The organism is Erythrobacter sp. S249, assembly GCF_057364975.1.
Window position 1 is genome coordinate 1631561 of the sequence record NZ_CP200287.1, and the last position, 17783, is coordinate 1649343.

Here is a 17783-nt window from a genome sequence, read left to right on the forward strand (position 1 = left end):
TGGCCTCAATTTACGGTGGTTTAAACCTATGGAAAATCTGCTGCGCGCAGCGTTGATCGATTGGCTCAGAACCGATCCTCAATTGCAGGGTATTAATGCAATCGAAGAGGAAAGCCCTCTTTCCGCAAGCCCGCCCTGGCTCGGTATTGCAGCCAGTGGCTCGGCCGACTGGAGCGTCAAAGACCGGCGGGGGCGTGAGATCCGCATCGCGCTTGAACTTGAAAGCCGCGCCGATGAACCGGCGGCCGATGCGGATTTCGTCGAGGCCATTGAAAGCCGCATCGCCGCGTTCCCGCGAGAGCAAGCCGACTTCCATCTGGTGTCATCGCAATTCCTGCGCGCACGCAGCGAGCGCCGCCCGAACAATTTGCGCGGCGCGTTGCTCGAATTTCGTTTCCGACTTCTCGAACCCATTACGGAGTAAGCCCTATGCCTGCACAAACTGGCTCTGCCTTCCTGCTCAAAATTGGCGATGGCGGCGCCCCGCTCGCCTATGAAACAGTCGCTGGACTGCGCACCACCCAAATGTCGATCAACGGTGATACGGTCGTCGTCACCCACAAAGAGTCCGGCGGCTGGCGGGACCTGTTGTCCGGTGCTGGCAATCGCTCGGTATCCGTGAGCGCTGCCGGAATTTTCCTCGGCAGTTCCGCAGAGGCATCGATCCGCGCCCATGCCTTGGCTGGCACTATTGATGACTATGAATTGTCATTTGAAGACGGCGAAAAACTGCATGGTCGTTTTCTGGTGCAACGACTGGACTATTCCGGCGATTTCAATGGCGAGCGTAACTACACTCTACAGCTGGAAAGCTCAGGTCCGGTCGTACCTGCATGACCAATGCCGCGAACCCAATGCGGGGCGAGGCTGAGCTAGTAATCGCTGGCCAATGCTACATCGTGCGGCCCAGCTTCGAGGCACTCGTCGCGGCAGAGGAAGAGTTGGGATCACTCTTTGCTCTGGTCGAACGGGCCTCGTCAGGCTCGCTGACCATTGCCGAAATCACCGGGCTGCTGTGGCATTGTTTGCCCACCGACAATCGTCCTGACCGAACCCAGGTTGGCAGCACCGTCTTGGCCATGGGGCTACTGGAAGCATCGAAACCGATCCGCGTGATCTTGGCGCAGGTTCTCAAGGGTCAGAAGTGACACCTTCGTTCAGCGACAGTGTCCCCGACTTCTGCGGGTTTGCCGCTCGCATTCTGCATTGGTCCCCGTCTCAATTCTGGGGCGCGACCCCGGCGGAGTTGGCAATGGCCCTGCACACGCCAGAATCTGAGACAGCCTCACCTCTCTCGCGCGAAGCGATCGCGCAAATGATGGAACACGACAGCGATGGAAAATAACATAGAAGAGCTGGTCATCGATGTGCGAGCCACGACCGATGGCTTTTCCAATGATCTGCAGACTATGCGCAGCGCGCTCGACACATCATTGCTCGACGGCTTTGAAAAAGCGGGAAGCATTCTGGAGCGAGGGCTGGCATCGGCCTTGAGGAATGGCAGCTTAGGTTTCGATGATCTCAAAAAGACCGCCTTTCAGGCGCTCGACCAGATCGCAGCGCATGCCATCAATGCAGGAATTGGCTCATTGTTTGGAGGCGCTGCAGGATCATCCTCCGGCCTTGGCGGCTTGATCACGCAATCGCTCGGTGGATTGCTGGGACTGCCCGGCAGAGCGACAGGCGGCCCAGTTGGTCCAGGCAGCAGCTATTTGGTCGGCGAACGAGGCCCCGAAGTCTTTGTCCCAACTAGCGCCGGGCGGGTTGAACCCAATGGCACTCTGGGTGGGCCGTCACGGGACGTTCGAGTGGCAATTCAAGTTGCCTCGCCGCGGGGAACCTCTGCGCCAACCGCGATGAAGCGCTCTTCTCGCCAGGTCGCAAGCGCCGTTCGCCGCGCCCTCCAACAGGCTTAGTCAAAGGGGACTATCATGGCATTTTGGCTAGCGCGCGAACGCCGCGCCCAAGAAGCACGTTATCTGCAGAGGTTTGACCCACGGTTCTGGACAATCGATTTCCCGAGACCAGCCATGGCCTCTGTCATCACGACAGGATCAGATAGGCTACGAGTTGATGTGGAGCTGCACCACAAGGGAGAGCTTGTCGGTCTAATCTGGGACAGCGCGGACAGTCTCGATCACCCTTTGCTCGCCTATGAAACGAGCCGAGACTACTCGCATACTGAGCTCACATTCCGCTGGCAATCGGACGGCGTCGCGACGCTTGATCAGGTAAACGGGCCAACCCTCACGATCGAGGGGCGTGATGCGGAAGGCAATGCGCGAGCATGGTATGTTCGGCTGTGGAACTATGCCGTAGGCACGCCAACCGATGCGATCATCACTTTGCCCTTCTCAAAATTGGGAAGTGGCTGGGCTTTACCTGGCGAACCCGTCCATCCAACGGACATCGACCGAATGTTCATTTCGATCGTCGCGCCTGACTTTGCTGCTGGCGGCACAGAACCCTTATCATCACGCCTCAACGGCCATGTGATTGTTTCATCCATCAAATGTGATGGCAAACACGCGATGCTAGAATTGGGTGATGTCCGGATGCCGCCGCATCAAGAGCGGATGGCAACGGCCTATGACGATGCCTATAATCAGACGCCCGCGCGGTTGCTCCGCAACATTGTTGGCTTGGGCTACCGCGATGAGATCCTTCATTATGTGGGCATGAGCCATTTCATGCGGCTCCAGCAGGCTGGGCCAGGCGAACTACATGTGATCGAAAGCGGGGCGCTTTGCACACCTGCGGACATCTGGCACCGGGCATTTTTTGCTGCCTGCAAAGAGAATGAATTTGAGGCGATCGCCTCGCTCTCATACGAATTGTTCGACGCCTATTGCCCTGATTCTTGGAAACAGCGAACCGCCAGCGGCACGCAGGCTCTTACCGGTTGGGTCCCGCCTTCAACGCTTCTGTCACCTGCCAATGATGAAGCCATGGCGTGGTTGCAGGCCTGCGCCGCACAGTTTGTGCAGTTCATGGAAGACGCACAGCTGCCAGTGCGCTTTCAAATAGGTGAACCTTGGTGGTGGGTCACACCGGCGGATGAGATCTGCCTCTATGATGATGCGGCAAAGGCAGCGTTCGGCGGCGATCCACCCGCAATCAATGACGTTACCGCCACGCTTGACGCAAGTCAGCTCACCTTGCTCGACCAAGCTGGCGCTGCATTGGCGCAGTCGACAGCCGATCTTGGCCAAGCGGTTCGTGAGGCAGCAAGCGGTCCAGCCGAGATATTGCTGCTTGCCTTCACGCCGACAATTCTGAGGTCAGACACACCTGAGCTTTATCGGGCCAACCTGCCGTTGGGTTGGGCTAGGCCAGCCTTCGACCGTCTACAGCTGGAGGACTATGACTGGCTAACCGACGGCGCCGATGCAGCGCGCCGGCAGGCCTACGCCTTCGTCGATGCCAGACTTGGCTACCCCTTGGCAGAGCAAGACTATCTATCGGGCTTCGTGTTGAACGCTGTCGATGCCGAGCAATTGTGGCCGCCAATCGATGCAGGCCTTGATGAGGCGCGAGAAAGGGGCGTTGAGCGCCGCTTTGTTTGGGCGCTCCCTCAGGTTGCGCGTGATGGATACACCCGCCTTCCCAACAATGACGAGGATACCATGCAAGCTTTCGATGATGTGCTTTATCCCTTCGCGCTTGGCCGTGACACCGCCGTTGCACCGGAGTTCTCCACGTCAGTTGCAGTGACCACATCCGGCTATGAACGACGCAACGCGCTATGGTCTGACGCTCGCATGCATTTCGATGTTGGCCCAGGGGTTCGATCGGAGAGCGAACTCGCTGAGCTCATCGCTTTTTTCCGTGCGCGGCGCGGCGCGGCGCGCGGATTTCGGATCAGCGACCCTTTCGACCACAGTTCCAACGGTATGACCGGCACACCAACCGCGTCTGATCAGCTCATCGGTACCGGTGACGGATTGAAAGCCGATTTCCGGCTCATAAAGTCTTACGGACCGACCGAAGACCCGCAAGAACGCCCCATCACCCGCCCTAGAATCGATAGCATATTGATCAGCGTCGACGGTATCGAGCGGAGCGATTGGACTGTCTCAAGCAAAGGCGTGATCCAATTCTCAGCAGCACCAGAGAATGGCGCGGAAGTGCGCGCGGGTTTCTTGTTCGACGTTCCGGTGAGATTCGCGGAGGATCGCATCGATGTCTCAGGCGTCAGTTTTGAAGCGGGTGAAGCGCCAAGCATTGCGTTAATCGAAATTCGCGAGGCTGACTGATGCGGGTGTTCTTCGACAGAGAGCTCGACAATGTCGCAACATATTGGCGCGTTTTTCGGCGCGACGGCGTTACGCTCGGTTTCACAAGCCATGATCGCGACCTGTACCTAGACGGGATCTGTCACAAATCCGCCCCGGGGATGGTGCCCGCGGCTATCCGGCGAACAACAGAATTGAACGATGATAGCGCTGAGGTCGAAGGCGCGCTCAGCCACGACAGCATCACAACAGAGGATTTGGCCGCTGGCCTATTTGATGCTGCCGCAATTGAGATCGGTGTCGTCGATTGGGAAAGTCTGGAACACAGCACGCTCTATTCCGGTCGGCTTGGGCGTATCGATGACAACCAACGCGAGTTCGTGGCAGAACTCCGCTCCGCAAAAGCCTCGCTTCAAGAGGATTTAGTGCCGCGCACGAGCCCCACGTGCCGCGCGGAATTCTGCGGTCCTGGATGCACCTTGTCTGCGTTCGGACTAACCAGCGTCCAAGAAGTCTCGCAAATCGACTTTGACGCCAATCGCGTGTCCTTCGCCGGTCTTTCCTACGATCTCTACATAAATGGAAAGCTACGGTTCTTGGCTGGGCCTCAAACCGGACTAACCTTCGGAATTGTAAGCGCGGATCCGCAAGGCCTCATCCTGGATCGTGCCCTTTCCGAGGGCACTCAAATGGGAACACGCGCAGAATTACTGGAGGGGTGCGACCACACTTTGGCAACATGCGCCGGGCGCTTTAACAATGCCGCTAATTTTCGCGGTGAACCCTTTCTGCCGGGCAACGATCTCTTGTCGCGCTATGGCAGACCAGCAGAATGACAAGTGCGCGCCTGCTTGCTGAAGCAGCTGCATCTTTCGTAGGCGCGCCCTTTAGGCTTCACGGACGTGACCCGACAAGCGGATTAGACTGCATTGGTCTATTGGCCTGCAGCTTGCGAAAGGCCGGTTTGAGACACCAGCTCCCGGTCGGATACAAGCTGCGCAATGAGAATGTTGATCCATGGCTTGCCTGCGCATCCTTATCGGGGTTCAGCGAGACCTGCAGCGCGATCGAAACGGGCGATGTCCTTCTTGTCAGCCCGTCTCCTGGTCAGTTCCACATTATGATTGCTGAGCATTCAGCAAGCTTCATTCATGCTCACATCGGCCTCCAGCGCGTAATTCGCGAACCCGCACCAGAGAGTGTTTCGCTCGTCAAGCACTGGCGACTTGAATCTGAAACCCAAGGAAAAACCTGATGGCAACGCTTCTGCTCACAGCAGTGGGAACGGCTATTGGTGGTCCGGTTGGAGGCGCAATAGGCGCTCTGATCGGTCAGCAAGCCGACCAAGCAATATTTGGTTCTGGAACAATCGAGGGACCTCGTCTCAAAGAACTCTCAGTGACCACCTCAAGCTATGGACAGCCAATTGCTCGGGTCTTCGGGCGCATGCGAGTGCCCGGAACGGTGATTTGGTCCACCGACTTGATCGAAAGTTCTGAGAAAAGCGGAGGAGGCAAAGGCCGGCCTTCAACCAAAACCTATAGCTATTCTGCCTCGTTTGCGGTCGCCCTGAGTAGCTTGCCGGTTTCCTCACTTGGACGGATCTGGGCAGATGGTGAGTTACTTAGGGGCGCATCCGGGGACTTGAAAACTGAGGGCAATCTCAGGTTCTATGATGGCCACGGGGATGATCCTGTCGACCCGATCATTGCGGCTGACAAGGGCGGTTCTGCCCCGGCTTTTCGAGACTGCGCTTACGTCGTTTTTGAAGACCTACAATTGACTGACTTTGGCAATCGTATTCCGGCGCTCACTTTTGAGATCATGGCGGAGAGCCCTACGTCCGTTGCACTTAACGACATTGTCCCTCAGGCGATCTCTGGCGGACCAACTCAAACCCTGCATCATTTGCGGGGTTTTGCTGATGAAGGTGGACCGTTGGCATCATCTCTATCGGCGCTGAACCGGATTTTCCCGCTTTCTTGCGTAACGAAGGACAGCGGATTGAGCCTTGCCCAAGTGGGCAATTCCGAACCGGCGATTCTCGCCCTTCCTGCAGAAGTAAGCCATGGCAAAGAAGAGCAGCGAAACAGGCGAAGAGCCGAGAGGTTTGAGCAAGAACCGTTTGCGCTGCGCTATTATGACGAAAACCGCGATTACCAGCCCGGTGTCCAGCGAGCGATAGGCTCAAGACCGAATGGCCGCGAGGCAATGATCGACATTCCAGCGACCTTGCAAGCAAACGGCGCGCGCGAACTCGCGAATAAGAATGCTAACCGGCTAAGATGGCAACACGAACAGATTACTTGGCACACGGCTGAACTCGATCCTGCGCTCGAACCAGGATCACTTGTGAAAATTCCCAATATGCCTGGGCGCTGGCTTGTCAAAGGTTGGGAATGGCTCGATCGCGGCATTGAACTGAAGTTGGAGAGACTCGCGCCAGGACTAACTGGAAATGTTTCGTCAGATGCTGGCGCAGCGAACACACCCGATGATGAACTAGTTGGCCCGACGCTGCTGAGCCTGTTTGAAACGCCCTCCGATGGAACGAGCTCTTCTTCCGAACCAATGATACTCGCAGCGGCCTCATCAGCAACTTCAAGCTGGAAGGGTGCCGCCTTGTACGTTGAGCGCGCCGGAGGTCTTGTCCCAATCGGTTCAACAGGTTCACAGCGTGCTGTTTCGGGGACCATTGCGGCAGACCTCGCGCCATCCAACGCAACCCATTTCGAAGCCGGCTCATCAGTGCTTATTGATCTTCCTAGTGATGGTCTCTCTTTCTCGGAAACCACAATTGCCGGGTTAGCGCTTGGCGAGAACCGCGTTCTCGTTGGTGAGGAAGTCGTACAATTCCTGTCCGCCGATGCGGTGAGCCCAGGAAGATGGATGCTCTCCGGGCTATTGCGAGGCAGGGGCGGGACAGAGGCGGCTGCGCAGAATGGTCATGTGTCCGGCACTCCAGTGGCTTTGCTTGATGACCGGCTAACCGCGCTTAAGCCTTCGGAAGTCCCATCGAATGCCAGCACTAGAGTAGCTGCGATTGGTTTAGGTGACGACGAGCCCGTATTTGCGGGTCTTTCTAATTCGGGGCTTTCAAGACGCCCATTGACGCCTGTCCACCCTCGCCGATCCGTACTAGCTGACGGGGCTTGGTATTTTTGTTGGACACGGCGCGCTCGCGGCCAGTGGCTGTGGAAGGATCTGGTCGACACTGCACTCGTCGAAGAACGAGAGGCCTATATTGTTGGGTTTGGCCCAACTGACGATCCGTTTCTTTCTTGGGAAACGACTGAGGCCGAGATCAGTTTTTCTGAAGCCGAACGAAGCGATCTGCTCGCAAATTTTGGACCGCAGGAACTCTGGGTCAAACAAGTCGGGACGTTTTCAAGCTCGTCAGCAATCCAGCTGACAACACTTTCCTAAAATTTATGGAGTCCTAACATGCCGACAGCTGCTTCTTTTCCGGCAACGACGTTAAACCACGCATTGCCACTGCTTTTCGCAGGTCAATCGCAAAAGGAGTTCTTCGTCAACGAAGCGTTTTCTTTAATTGATAGTCTATTGGCGAAAACAATCCTTGGCGTTCAGGATACGCCCCCAACTCTCCCTAATGCAGGCGACATTTATGTGGTCGGCGCTGGTTCAGGTGAATGGAGCGGTCAAGATAATGATTTGGCTATTTTCATAAATAATTCTTGGCATTTTGCGTCAGCAGTGCCCGGCATGATGGTGTTCAATCAAGATACAAACCAAATCATGTTCTTCTCGTCTTTTTGGGCGAGCGCAACCGAACCACTCCTCCCCGAAAATGGGAGCGTTGTAGACGCAGAAGCTCGAATCATGCTCGCTGAGATCGTCGATGCCTTAAAAGTGGTTGGTATTCTTGCATGAGGCCAAAACCGCGGTCTTGCACGGCACGCAACCGATACAAGATATGACGAAGCCTGCCTTTTTTGGGACCAACTTCGCCAATAGCGACTTTATTGCAACAGTTTGATCGATTGATTGCTTGCCACCGGTAAAGGGAAAAGTTAGAGAGTGCGCTGCTCCAAATAACGCTAAAAAGGGGATTATTGGAATGCGCAAACTCGTCATAGGATTGGCGATGGCTTCAACGGCGCTCGCAGCGCCTGCTACGGCTCGTGATGGGCAGTGGTACATCCAAGGCGATGGTGGAGCCATGCTCGTCGAAGATATCGATTTCGACGTAAATGGAACTTCAGATGCGGTAGGGACTGACTACGACTCTGGTTATGATTTCGGTGCAGCTGTTGGCTACGATTTCGGCGCTTTCCGGCTTGAAGCTGAAGCAAGCTATCGTGCGGCAGATCTCGAAGATTTGACGGTTGGTTCTGTTGGAGTAGCTTCAGCAAGCGCAACCAACATCCGTACGACTGGAAACTTCCCTGCATCTGGCGAAGTGAACGCGCTAAGCTTTATGTTGAATGGCCTTCTCGATTTTGGCGATGACGACGGCGTTCAGGCTTTTGTCGGAGGTGGTGTCGGTGTTGCTCGCGTGGATCTAGACGGGACGATAACATCGACTGGCCCGGGCGCATTCAATGACTCAGACACTGGGCTTGCTTGGCAGATTCTAGCCGGCGTCCGCGCACCACTGAATGATAGGTGGGATGTGGGCTTGAAGTATCGCTACTTCAACGCTGTTGGGGTCGACATTGTTGACACGCTTGGTTCACAATATGAGACCGACGTAAGTACACATTCGATCCTCGGTTCGATTACGTACAACTTCGGCGGCGACGTGGCACCAACTCCACCACCACCACCACCTCCTCCTCCTCCGGCACCACCGCCGCCGCCGCCACCTGCACCGCCAGCACCAACTGCGGCTCCGTGTAACACCGGCCCATACATCGTATTCTTCGATTGGGACGAATCGGTCATTACACCTGAGGCAGCGACCATCTTGGATAGTGCGGTTACCGCCTATGCAGATTGTGGTTCGGCGAATGTTATGCTTGCAGGCCACACTGACCGTTCGGGCAGCGTGACTTACAACATGGCGTTGGCTGAGCGTCGTAACGCTTCGGTTCGTGGTTACCTTGCTGGCCGCGGTGTTCCAGAAGGCCGCATCACTGGTGAAGCCTTCGGCGAATCTCAGCCTCGCGTACCTACCGCAGACGGTGTTCGCGAACTGCAAAACCGCCGCGTAGAAGTGACTTACGGGCCCGGTTCGGGAATGTAATCACGACTAACGTTGAAAAATTGAGAAGAGGGGTCGGCACAGTCCGACCCCTTTTTTTGCCAAAATTTCTGGTCTGGAACCTGTTATGCCTCGTCTCATCCCAACCACCTTGCTTTCCTCATGCCTTGCGCTGAGCGCATGTGGCTCTGGTCCAGAGAGAGAAAAAACCGCTCCAGCCAGTAAAGATGCTCAAGCGGAGCAAGTTGCGGCCGCCACACTCCTCGACGCTAGCGATGTCGAAATCGGCTCAGTTCAACTGATCAGACAGTCTGACGCTCTGTATGTTGAAGTAGCCATCGAGGATCTAGAGCCTGGCCAGCGTGCTTTTCACCTCCACACGACGGGCGTCTGCGATGGCCCCGATTTCAAAACGGCAGGCGGCCACCTTAATCCATTCGAGAAAACCCACGGCTCGCAAAGCGCGAATGGAGCACATCTTGGCGACCTGCCGAACCTAGCCATTGAAGAGCAATCATCACTCGAAACATCGTTTCAGTTATCTGGAACCGCCGATGAATTACTGCCCCTCATCTTCGACGAGGACGGGACGGCTGTTATGCTTCATGCGGGTCCAGACGATTATGTCAGCGACCCTGCAGGTGCAGCTGGACCACGCATCGCTTGCGGCGTTCTCGTCAAGCAATAACGGCCAAGAAAGTTAACCGGTGGGCGCTGGCTCCCCTGCAGCTTGAGCCCGCTCAAGCACCGTTGCATTCGCTCGCGGAACCAGACGAATAGCTGTGATTAGCAAAAGCAGACCAACCGGCGTAATCCAGAGCGTTGAGAGCACTCCCACACTCAACCCGGCGTCGTCTTGTGCTGAAACATAGCCAGCGGTGTATGGACCGAGGGCCAAGCCCACCAGAGTCGTCGCCAAAAAGAACGTAGCAGTCGCGGTTCCCCGCATCCTAGGGAGGACCAGTGCCTGGCTGCTAGCCGCTGCCGCACCGAGTGCCGATGCGGCCAATGCACTAGTGATAACGTTCAAAATGAGAAACAACGTGAAGCTGTCGGTTGTATATTGAACGAGTGCAAATGGGATCGGACTGACAAGCCCAAACAAAATCACCCAAATCCTGCCGGATGAGAAACGCGTAAACAACGCATCTGCCATTCTACCGCCGACGATCACGCCCAAAAATCCGCCGGCTGCGCCTCCCCCGCCAAGCCAAAAGCCGAGCTCAGCCTTCGAAACGTCGAACGTTCTTTCGGCATATGGCGCTCCCCAATAAGAAGCGGCGTAGGCCATGAATGCTACGGTTCCGTACCCGAGGATCGTGCATAGGAAGGCCGGAGATCCCCAAGTCAGAGCGAATGTGGGATAGTCGCGCTCTCGAAGAGCGCTCGCCCAACAAAAGACTGCGTAATACCCGATCGCGAGCAACAACCATTGATCCGTGATCGGCGCAAAGATGAACCCAGGACCCGAGCCTAGAATATTCGTCAGACCATAAGCCACCGCAAGAGCGCCGATGAAAACCGCGATGTTGATCGCCAAAGCTTTTCCACCCCGTGCGGCAGCACCGAAAAAGGTAAAGCCTGGAATGACCGTGTAGAGCTCCCGCACGAAACCCTTGAAGGGATGCGGGTCCTCGGCCGTCTCGAGACCGTCAATTGCTCCGCGAACCGGCTCTTTTAGTGTCACGACCCAAATTGCTAGAAGCAAGCCAGGCACCCCGACGGCAATAAAAGCGGCCTGCCAGCCAGCTAGGCCGAGTATAGGATCGCCCTGCGGAAAAGCTGCATTCCAGCGGTCCACAACCAGCCCGCCAATCGCGAGCGAAATTCCCCCACCGATATAAATTCCTGAACTGTATATCGCGAGTGCGGTTGCCCTCAGTCTCGCCGGAAACCAATCCGAAATAAGTGAGTATGCTGAGGGGCTTGCAGTCGCCTCTCCAACACCAACGCCAATTCTTGCGGCCGTCAACGTCGCGGCATCTCGCGCAAAACCTGACACCGCAGTCATTGCCGACCAAAGAGCGAGGCCAATGGTCATAAGCCGCACCCGCTTCCAACTATCGGCTAACTTCCCAAGCGGGATGCCGAAGAGCGCGTAAAAGATCGCGAACGCAGTACCGTACAAAAAGCCGAGATAGGCATCATCAACGCCTAGGTCCGCTTTGATGTCGTTGGCCAGGATCGATAAGATTTGCCGGTCAATAAAGTTGAGCACATAGACCACCACCAAGACGCTCAGTGCATACCAGGAATAGGCGGGCACCGGCTGGTCGGTATCGACCGCTGGCTGACTTTCGGTGTCGCTCAATTCAGTTCCCCAGTTGGAGCAGGCATTTCTTATGCTGCGTATTGCGTGTTGTCAGTTAGATCCGCCTCGGCAAAACCCTTGCGCCTGAGCCGGCATGAATCGCACTCACCACACGCCGCTCCATCGGGCGCGGGGTCATAGCAAGACCAGCTCCAGGCAGGGTCGAGATCCAAGCGAGCGCATTCACCAGCGATATCGGCTTTCGTCATGTGCTGAAGAGGCGCGTGGATCTCGAACGGAAACCCTTCCACACCAGCCTTCGTCCCAAGGCGAGCGGTCTCAGCAAAGCTGGCGATGAATTCCGGACGGCAATCCGGATAGCCAGAATAATCGAGCGCGTTTACTCCGATGAAAACATCCTTCGCACCCGCCGCTTCGGCGAATGCGATTGTCAGTGCGAGAAACACCAGATTGCGAGCAGGCACATAGGTGACGGGAATATCATCCGCGACACCCGTTTTGGGCACGTCGATATCTGCAGTCAGTGCCGATCCACCAAATGAGCGCAGATCGAGTGACATTTGCACCTGTCGCTCAAGACCCAGTTTCTGGGCGATATCCTTGGCTGATTGCAATTCCCGGCGATGGCGCTGGCCATAGTCGATCGTGAGCGCTTGGACGGCAAAGCCGCGCTCTATCGCAATTCCCGCTGAGACCATTGAGTCGAGCCCGCCTGATAACAGGACCACGGCGGTGGGCTTCTTTTGTTCTTGTTCGAAACTCATTGTCACTGGATTAGCGAGCTTATAATATTAAGCAATCCACCGTAGCCAATTCCTAAGCAATCAGCACGTGCCTGTGCGGCGGGCCTCCGCGGTCACCTGGAATGGCAAGCCACCAACAATCCCTTGGCTCTCGACTTGCACCAAAGAGGCCGTTTCACGGCGAATATTTGTCCGCCCATATCCATCACCCGGACAGGTGTATTGGACCGACACTTCAGACGCCCCATCCTCTACCACGAACCGGCTACAATTGTCTTGAGTATGGCGAAGCTGGATGAGCTCTCGCCCGCTGCGCACGCAAATCTTACGCGATGGAGAGCCGTCTCGCGGCTTCACGGTCCATTCGCCCTTTGCCAGCCCAGACAGCATCGCAAGCCCGTCGGACTGTGCAGCCAGAGGCACGGCTCCGACGACAGCAAACAGACCCAAGGCCATCAGCTTTCGCTTACCAATCGGTGCGCTACGTTTTTTCATCAACATACCTCGCCACATATTTGCTGCACTGAGTTGTACGTATTGGACAACCCGCGATGAGCCGTTCCTGAATAGCGATGAACTGTTAAATTGCCAAGACATATTGCTGAGCGCAAAATTGGCAATCGACCACAATCCGCCCCTTATCATCGCGCATTGCATCCTGCTCATCAGCTGGGAAGCGAGCGATGACGCTATGATAATAGTCCGCGCTGCAGCGGCAACCGCGTTCAAGTCCCTTGCCGGGCTGAACCCGAATCTGATCCTCTTCGTGGAACAAACGCCACACGATGCTTTCCATGGAGAGCTCAGGATCGAGCAGTTCGTCGTGACTGATCGTGCCAGCCAGCGCGACGATGTGTTCCCAATCCGGATGGTCGAGGCGAACATGCAATCGCTCACGTCCCTCTTCGCCATCGGCAAGGTGCTGGATCAGCACCCCAGCAGCGTGATGGCCCTCAGCGCTGGATCGGCTGGCGACTCTGATCAGCGTAGGCACTTGCTCCGACTGAACGAAATAGTTCTCGCACGCCTCAGACAGATTGTCCCCTTTCAGCGGCACGATGCCCTGATAACGCTTGCCCGCACCTGTTTCGAAGGTGATCGCAAGATACCCTTCCCCAAACAGAGCCGCGAGCGCTGGATTAGCGCCAAGTCCCTCAACCTGAGCGCCATCAAACTCAGCATAGCCGCGCATTGTCCCGCCGCGGTAATCGCACACGAGCAATTGCACCGGGCCCGCCTTCGTCTGCGCCTGCATGGTCAACTGGCCATCTTCGCCCTTGAGCAAGCCGCCCATCAGGGCGCCCAGCACAAGCGCTTCACCAAGCAGGTGCTGAATTGGCGCAGGGTAATCGTGGACCGCCAGAACATCGTTCAGCACTGCATCAAGGCGAACCACGCGGCCACGGGCGCTGCGAGAAGGCAGAGTGAAGCCAAGCAGTTTATCAGCGAAAGTCTCTGGCTCTTGCGTCGTGGGAGATTGGGCCTGTGTCATAGCGAGCTATATGGTGGCTCTAACGCCGGAGGTAAGCCCCAATCGTGGGGCAAGCCTCACGCAAGCAGGCCAAAGCTCCACAGCAAAACGGATTTTTGCGCATGAATGCGGTTTTCTGCCTCGTCAAAGACGACCGATTGCGGCCCTTCAAACACCTCTTCGCTTACTTCTTCGCCGACGTGCGCAGGCAAGCAATGCAGGAACAATGCGTCAGGTTTGGCTTCAGCCATGAGCGAGGCGTTGACCTGAAATGGCTCCATGGCGCGGCGCTTCTCATCCGCATCCGCTTGTCCCATCGAGATCCAAGTGTCGGTGACCAGGACATCCGCCCCGCGTGCCGCAACTGAGGCGTCATGCGTCAAAGTAACCTCTGCCCCGCCAGCCCGCGCCATTTCGACAAATTCACTGTCAGGCTCATAGCCAGCTGGCGTCGCCACCCGAACATTGAACTTCATCAGGCTGGCTGCTTCCAAGATGGAATGCAGCACATTGTTGCCATCCCCAAACCAAGCGACTTCCAAGCCCGGCAGAGGCTTGCCGTGTTCAATCACTGTGAGCAGGTCGGCCACGATCTGACATGGATGCGAGCGATCAGTTAGCCCGTTGATCACAGGTACAGTCGCGTGACGCGCCATTTCCTCGATCTTCGCATGATCATCAGTCCGCAGCATGATTGCATCAACCATTCGGCTGAGGACGCGGGCGGTATCCGCAATGGTCTCGCCGCGCCCCAATTGGCTCGATGCGCTATCCAGGATCAGCACAGAGCCGCCCAGCTGCCGCATCGCAATGTCAAAGCTCACGCGGGTCCGTGTGGAGTTCTTCTCAAACACCAAAGCCAGGACTTTACCCGCCAGGGGAGCGTCGGCATCAGCCTGCCCCTTGCCCCAGCCTTTGCGCGCCGCTTTGCGATCAATTGCATCGCCGACCATTGCGGCCATTGCATTGGCCCCAGCATCGCTGAGGTCGAGAAAATGTTGGTGCGTCATCAGGCTGGCTCTGGAATTTTATAGCTCGCCGCACCGGCGGAAAGCTTTTCGAAGAACTCATCAATTTCAGCGTCGCCAATCACCAACGGCGGCAGCACACGCAAAGTGTTGTCGCCCGCGGCAACGGTAAGCAGATCGTGATTCTCGCGCAGGTGCACAAAGAACGGGCGGCTCTCAACCTTCATCTTAATGCCCAGCATCAGGCCCATGCCGCGCACCAGTTCAAACAGTTCTGGGTAATTGCCGATAAACTGTTCCAGCCGGGTGCGAATACGCTCGCCCTTCTCGCGAACTGAGCTCAAAAATTCCTCATTGGCCACGGCCTCCATGACAGCGCAGCCCGCCGCCATCGCCAGCGGATTGCCGCCATAGGTCGAACCATGCGTCCCAAAGGTCATTCCCCGCGCAGCCTTTTCGGTCGCTAGGCAGGCGCCAAATGGAAAGCCGCCGCCAATGCCCTTTGCGGTCGCGACAATATCTGGCGTGACGCCATATTGCTCATAGGCATAGAGCGTGCCGGTGCGCGCGACCCCGCATTGCACCTCATCCAGAACGAGCATTAGGTCATGCTCATCGGCCAAGTCTCTCAACCCCTGCATGAATTCCTGCGAAGCGGGGCGAATACCGCCCTCTCCTTGGATCGGCTCGACCAAAAAGCCCGCTGTGTTCGGGCCCATCAACGCCTTGGCGGATTCCAGATCGTCAAAATCAGCATACTTGAAACCATCGAGCATTGGCGAGAAGCCGTGATGCATCTTGGTCTGGTTCGACGCGCTGATAGTCGCCATCGTGCGGCCGTGAAAGGCGTTGGAGAATGTGATCAGCTCATGCTTGCTCGCATCACCGGCATCGCCTGCGTTCTGGTGGTAGGCACGCGCGGTCTTGATCGCGGTTTCCACCGCTTCGGCGCCTGAATTGGTGAAGAATACCGTGTCGGCAAAGGTGTTGTCGACCAGCATTTGCGCCAGCTTCTCACCCTGCGGGCTACCATAGAGGTTGGAGACATGCATCAAGGTCGCGGCTTGCTCTTGGATAGCCTTGATCAGCCCCTCGTGTGAGTGACCCAGCAAGTTCACTGCAATGCCGCTGGCAAAATCGAGGTAACGCGTACCATCCTCGTCAATCAGGTGGCAGTGCTCGCCTCGGACCGGACGGACACCGCACCGAGGGTAGACAGGCATAAGCGGTGTGATCGACATGGTTTGATCCTTAAGAACTGAGTGAAGTCGAAAATTGAATTCAGGAATGGAAAAGGCGACCCTAGACAGAGCCGCCATTTCCCGAATTGATAAGGCCGCTCATGTTTCCGGTCAAACGGCCCTGATATGTGCTGGGGAGATTTATCCCTGCGCAGGCACCAAGTTGACAGCAGAATGCTTGCCTCGTCGGTCGACTTCAATGTCGAACTCGTAGCGTTCGCCTTCATTGATGCCTTGGAGCCCGGAACGCTCAACCGCGCTGATATGCACGAATGCATCCGGCTGGCCATCGTCGCGCACCAAGAAGCCAAAGCCCTTCATGGAATTGAAGAACTTCACGGTCCCAGTCGCTTTTTCGCCGGTCAGCTCGCGCTGAGGCGCGGCTTCTTTTTTCTCAACCGCGATCACATCGCCAACGACTTGAAGATCCTGAGCGGAGATTTTGCCGCCGCGGTCAACCAGGTTGAACTCAAGCTCTTGACCCTCAGCCAGACCTTCCAACCCAGCACGCTCAACTGCGCTGATGTGAATGAACACGTCTTCGCCGCCGCCTTCTTGCGCGACAAAGCCGAAGCCCTTCTGGCTGTTAAAGAATTTCACAGTACCTTTGCCGGTGCCTACGACTTGAGCGGGCATGCGGTTGAATCCGCCGCCACCGCCGCCGCCGCCTGGGCCACCACGACCGCCACCGCCGCCGCTGCGATCACCGCCGCTGAAACGGTCACCACCGCCTCCGCCGCCGTAACGATCGCCGCCGCCACCGGGGCCGCCACGTCCACCGCCGCCATAGCGATCACCGCCACCACCGCTCCGGTCATTTCCGTAATTGCCTGGAGGCGGAAATCCATCGCCGCCGCCGCCAAAAGGATCGTAGCTGTCCTCGCCGAATCCGTCGCGCTTGTCCCGGCCGCGCCGACGTCCTCTATCGTAACCCATAACTCAAAACGTACCTTACAAGACTGCCCATCCTCCTATGCATCAGGGCGGGGACAGCAAGCCGCCACTGACACAGGCAGAACACCGATATTGTTCGGAGTCCCACCTCGTAGAATCGGTGCATAGCGCACAAACCATTGCTTTGCGAATGATTTAACCGATCACCGCTGTTATCACTGAGAGTTGTGACACTTTCGAACACGCTTAATACTTGCTTCGCATCAAAGTGTTGGCCATGAAATGCGGGCGCGCGCAGGCATTCTGAGGATTCCAGCAGGCTTTCACGTCATAAGAGCGATTAAAAACATGAGCGACTTTCGCGAACTCTCACCCGCCTTTTTTGCCAGCCGGCAAATCACATTGGATGATGTTGCTTCGGCCAAGGATGCGGGCGTCACCTTGATCATCAACAACCGGCCAGATGGCGAAGAGCCTGACGCGCCTCAGGGTGATGCGATCGAAGCGGCAACCAAGGCAGCGGGCCTAGATTATTGCGCGATCCCGATCGGGCATTCCGGGTTCAGCCAACCGCAGATTGACGACATGGTTAGCGCGATAGGCAAAGCTGAGGGCAAGGTGCTCGCCTATTGCCGCTCTGGAACTCGCTCGACCTTTATGTGGGCGCTCGCCCAGGCAAAATCGGGCCACACCCCTGCTGGCATCGTCCATGCGGCGGCCAAGGCTGGCTATGATGTCAGCCCGGTGCGCACCATGCTCGACATGCTCTCTGGTCAATCAGGCGAGTAAATC

General features: G+C 56.7%; 19 protein-coding genes. 12 read left to right on the forward strand and 7 right to left on the reverse strand.

Annotation, left to right across the window (positions count from 1 at the left end; genetic code table 11):
• Positions 1–52: 52 nt before the first annotated feature.
• The 11 genes from AC0V6V_RS07685 to AC0V6V_RS07735 all read left to right on the forward strand — a co-directional run bounded on the left by AC0V6V_RS07685 (position 53) and on the right by AC0V6V_RS07735 (position 10090).
• Positions 53–424, forward strand: coding sequence for a DUF3168 domain-containing protein (locus tag AC0V6V_RS07685; protein WP_486164830.1), 372 nt, complete (start codon positions 53–55; stop codon positions 422–424).
• Positions 425–429: 5 nt separating this feature from the next.
• The gene (locus AC0V6V_RS07690; protein ID WP_486164831.1) at positions 430–837 is read left to right on the forward strand and encodes a phage major tail protein, TP901-1 family; all 408 of its coding nucleotides are present in this window, start codon (positions 430–432) and stop codon (positions 835–837) included.
• The gene (locus AC0V6V_RS07695; RefSeq protein WP_486164832.1) at positions 834–1148 is read left to right on the forward strand and encodes a gene transfer agent family protein; all 315 of its coding nucleotides are present in this window, start codon (positions 834–836) and stop codon (positions 1146–1148) included. Before AC0V6V_RS07690 ends, AC0V6V_RS07695 begins: the two co-directional genes overlap by 4 nt.
• Positions 1145–1345, forward strand: a complete 201-nt coding sequence (locus AC0V6V_RS07700) for a phage tail assembly chaperone (RefSeq protein ID WP_486164833.1) — start codon at positions 1145–1147, stop codon at positions 1343–1345. Before AC0V6V_RS07695 ends, AC0V6V_RS07700 begins: the two co-directional genes overlap by 4 nt.
• Positions 1335–1916, forward strand: a complete 582-nt coding sequence (locus AC0V6V_RS07705) for a tail tape measure protein (RefSeq protein ID WP_486164834.1) — start codon at positions 1335–1337, stop codon at positions 1914–1916. Before AC0V6V_RS07700 ends, AC0V6V_RS07705 begins: the two co-directional genes overlap by 11 nt.
• A gap of 15 nt (positions 1917–1931) precedes the next feature.
• The gene (locus AC0V6V_RS07710; protein WP_486166276.1) at positions 1932–4256 is read left to right on the forward strand and encodes a DUF2460 domain-containing protein; all 2325 of its coding nucleotides are present in this window, start codon (positions 1932–1934) and stop codon (positions 4254–4256) included.
• Positions 4256–5071, forward strand: a complete 816-nt coding sequence (locus AC0V6V_RS07715; protein ID WP_486166277.1) for a DUF2163 domain-containing protein — start codon at positions 4256–4258, stop codon at positions 5069–5071. The genes AC0V6V_RS07710 and AC0V6V_RS07715 overlap by 1 nt, the downstream gene beginning before the upstream one ends.
• Before the next feature lie 418 nt (positions 5072–5489).
• A complete protein-coding gene (locus tag AC0V6V_RS07720) occupies positions 5490–7661 on the forward strand; it encodes a GTA baseplate fiber-binding domain-containing protein (RefSeq protein WP_486164836.1) in 2172 nt (723 codons plus the stop codon).
• A gap of 18 nt (positions 7662–7679) precedes the next feature.
• Positions 7680–8129 carry a DUF2793 domain-containing protein gene (locus tag AC0V6V_RS07725; RefSeq protein ID WP_486164837.1) on the forward strand — a complete coding sequence of 150 codons (450 nt, stop codon included), beginning with the start codon at positions 7680–7682 and terminating at the stop codon, positions 8127–8129.
• Positions 8130–8316: 187 nt separating this feature from the next.
• Positions 8317–9444, forward strand: coding sequence for an OmpA family protein (locus AC0V6V_RS07730; RefSeq protein ID WP_486164838.1), 1128 nt, complete (start codon positions 8317–8319; stop codon positions 9442–9444).
• An 85-nt stretch (positions 9445–9529) separates the two neighbouring features.
• Positions 9530–10090 carry a superoxide dismutase family protein gene (locus AC0V6V_RS07735; RefSeq protein ID WP_486166278.1) on the forward strand — a complete coding sequence of 187 codons (561 nt, stop codon included), beginning with the start codon at positions 9530–9532 and terminating at the stop codon, positions 10088–10090.
• A 12-nt stretch (positions 10091–10102) separates the two neighbouring features.
• Here AC0V6V_RS07735 and AC0V6V_RS07740 read toward each other — a convergent pair whose 3' ends face one another.
• The 7 genes from AC0V6V_RS07740 to AC0V6V_RS07770 all read right to left on the reverse strand — a co-directional run bounded on the left by AC0V6V_RS07740 (position 10103) and on the right by AC0V6V_RS07770 (position 17033).
• Entirely contained in the window at positions 10103–11668 is a 1566-nt protein-coding gene (locus AC0V6V_RS07740; RefSeq protein ID WP_486164840.1) for an MFS transporter, read from the reverse strand.
• 74 nt (positions 11669–11742) lie between these two features.
• Positions 11743–12438 carry a 7-cyano-7-deazaguanine synthase QueC gene (queC, locus tag AC0V6V_RS07745; protein WP_486164841.1) on the reverse strand — a complete coding sequence of 232 codons (696 nt, stop codon included), beginning with the start codon at positions 12436–12438 and terminating at the stop codon, positions 11743–11745.
• Between the two features lie 60 nt (positions 12439–12498).
• Positions 12499–12912 (reverse strand): hypothetical protein, encoded by a 414-nt coding sequence (locus tag AC0V6V_RS07750; protein WP_486164842.1) that lies wholly within the window; start codon positions 12910–12912, stop codon positions 12499–12501.
• Between the two features lie 85 nt (positions 12913–12997).
• A complete protein-coding gene (gene hslO / locus AC0V6V_RS07755) occupies positions 12998–13909 on the reverse strand; it encodes an Hsp33 family molecular chaperone HslO (protein WP_486164843.1) in 912 nt (303 codons plus the stop codon).
• Positions 13910–13965: 56 nt separating this feature from the next.
• Positions 13966–14898, reverse strand: a complete 933-nt coding sequence (gene argF / locus AC0V6V_RS07760; RefSeq protein WP_486164844.1) for an ornithine carbamoyltransferase — start codon at positions 14896–14898, stop codon at positions 13966–13968.
• Positions 14898–16097, reverse strand: coding sequence for an acetylornithine transaminase (locus AC0V6V_RS07765; protein ID WP_486164845.1), 1200 nt, complete (start codon positions 16095–16097; stop codon positions 14898–14900). Before AC0V6V_RS07765 ends, argF begins: the two co-directional genes overlap by 1 nt.
• 141 nt (positions 16098–16238) lie before the next feature.
• The gene (locus AC0V6V_RS07770; protein WP_486166279.1) at positions 16239–17033 is read right to left on the reverse strand and encodes a cold-shock protein; all 795 of its coding nucleotides are present in this window, start codon (positions 17031–17033) and stop codon (positions 16239–16241) included.
• A 306-nt stretch (positions 17034–17339) separates the two neighbouring features.
• Here AC0V6V_RS07770 and AC0V6V_RS07775 point away from each other — a divergent pair, with 306 nt between their 5' ends.
• Positions 17340–17780 (forward strand): protein tyrosine phosphatase family protein, encoded by a 441-nt coding sequence (locus tag AC0V6V_RS07775; protein WP_486164846.1) that lies wholly within the window; start codon positions 17340–17342, stop codon positions 17778–17780.
• The last annotated feature ends 3 nt before the right edge of the window (positions 17781–17783 follow it).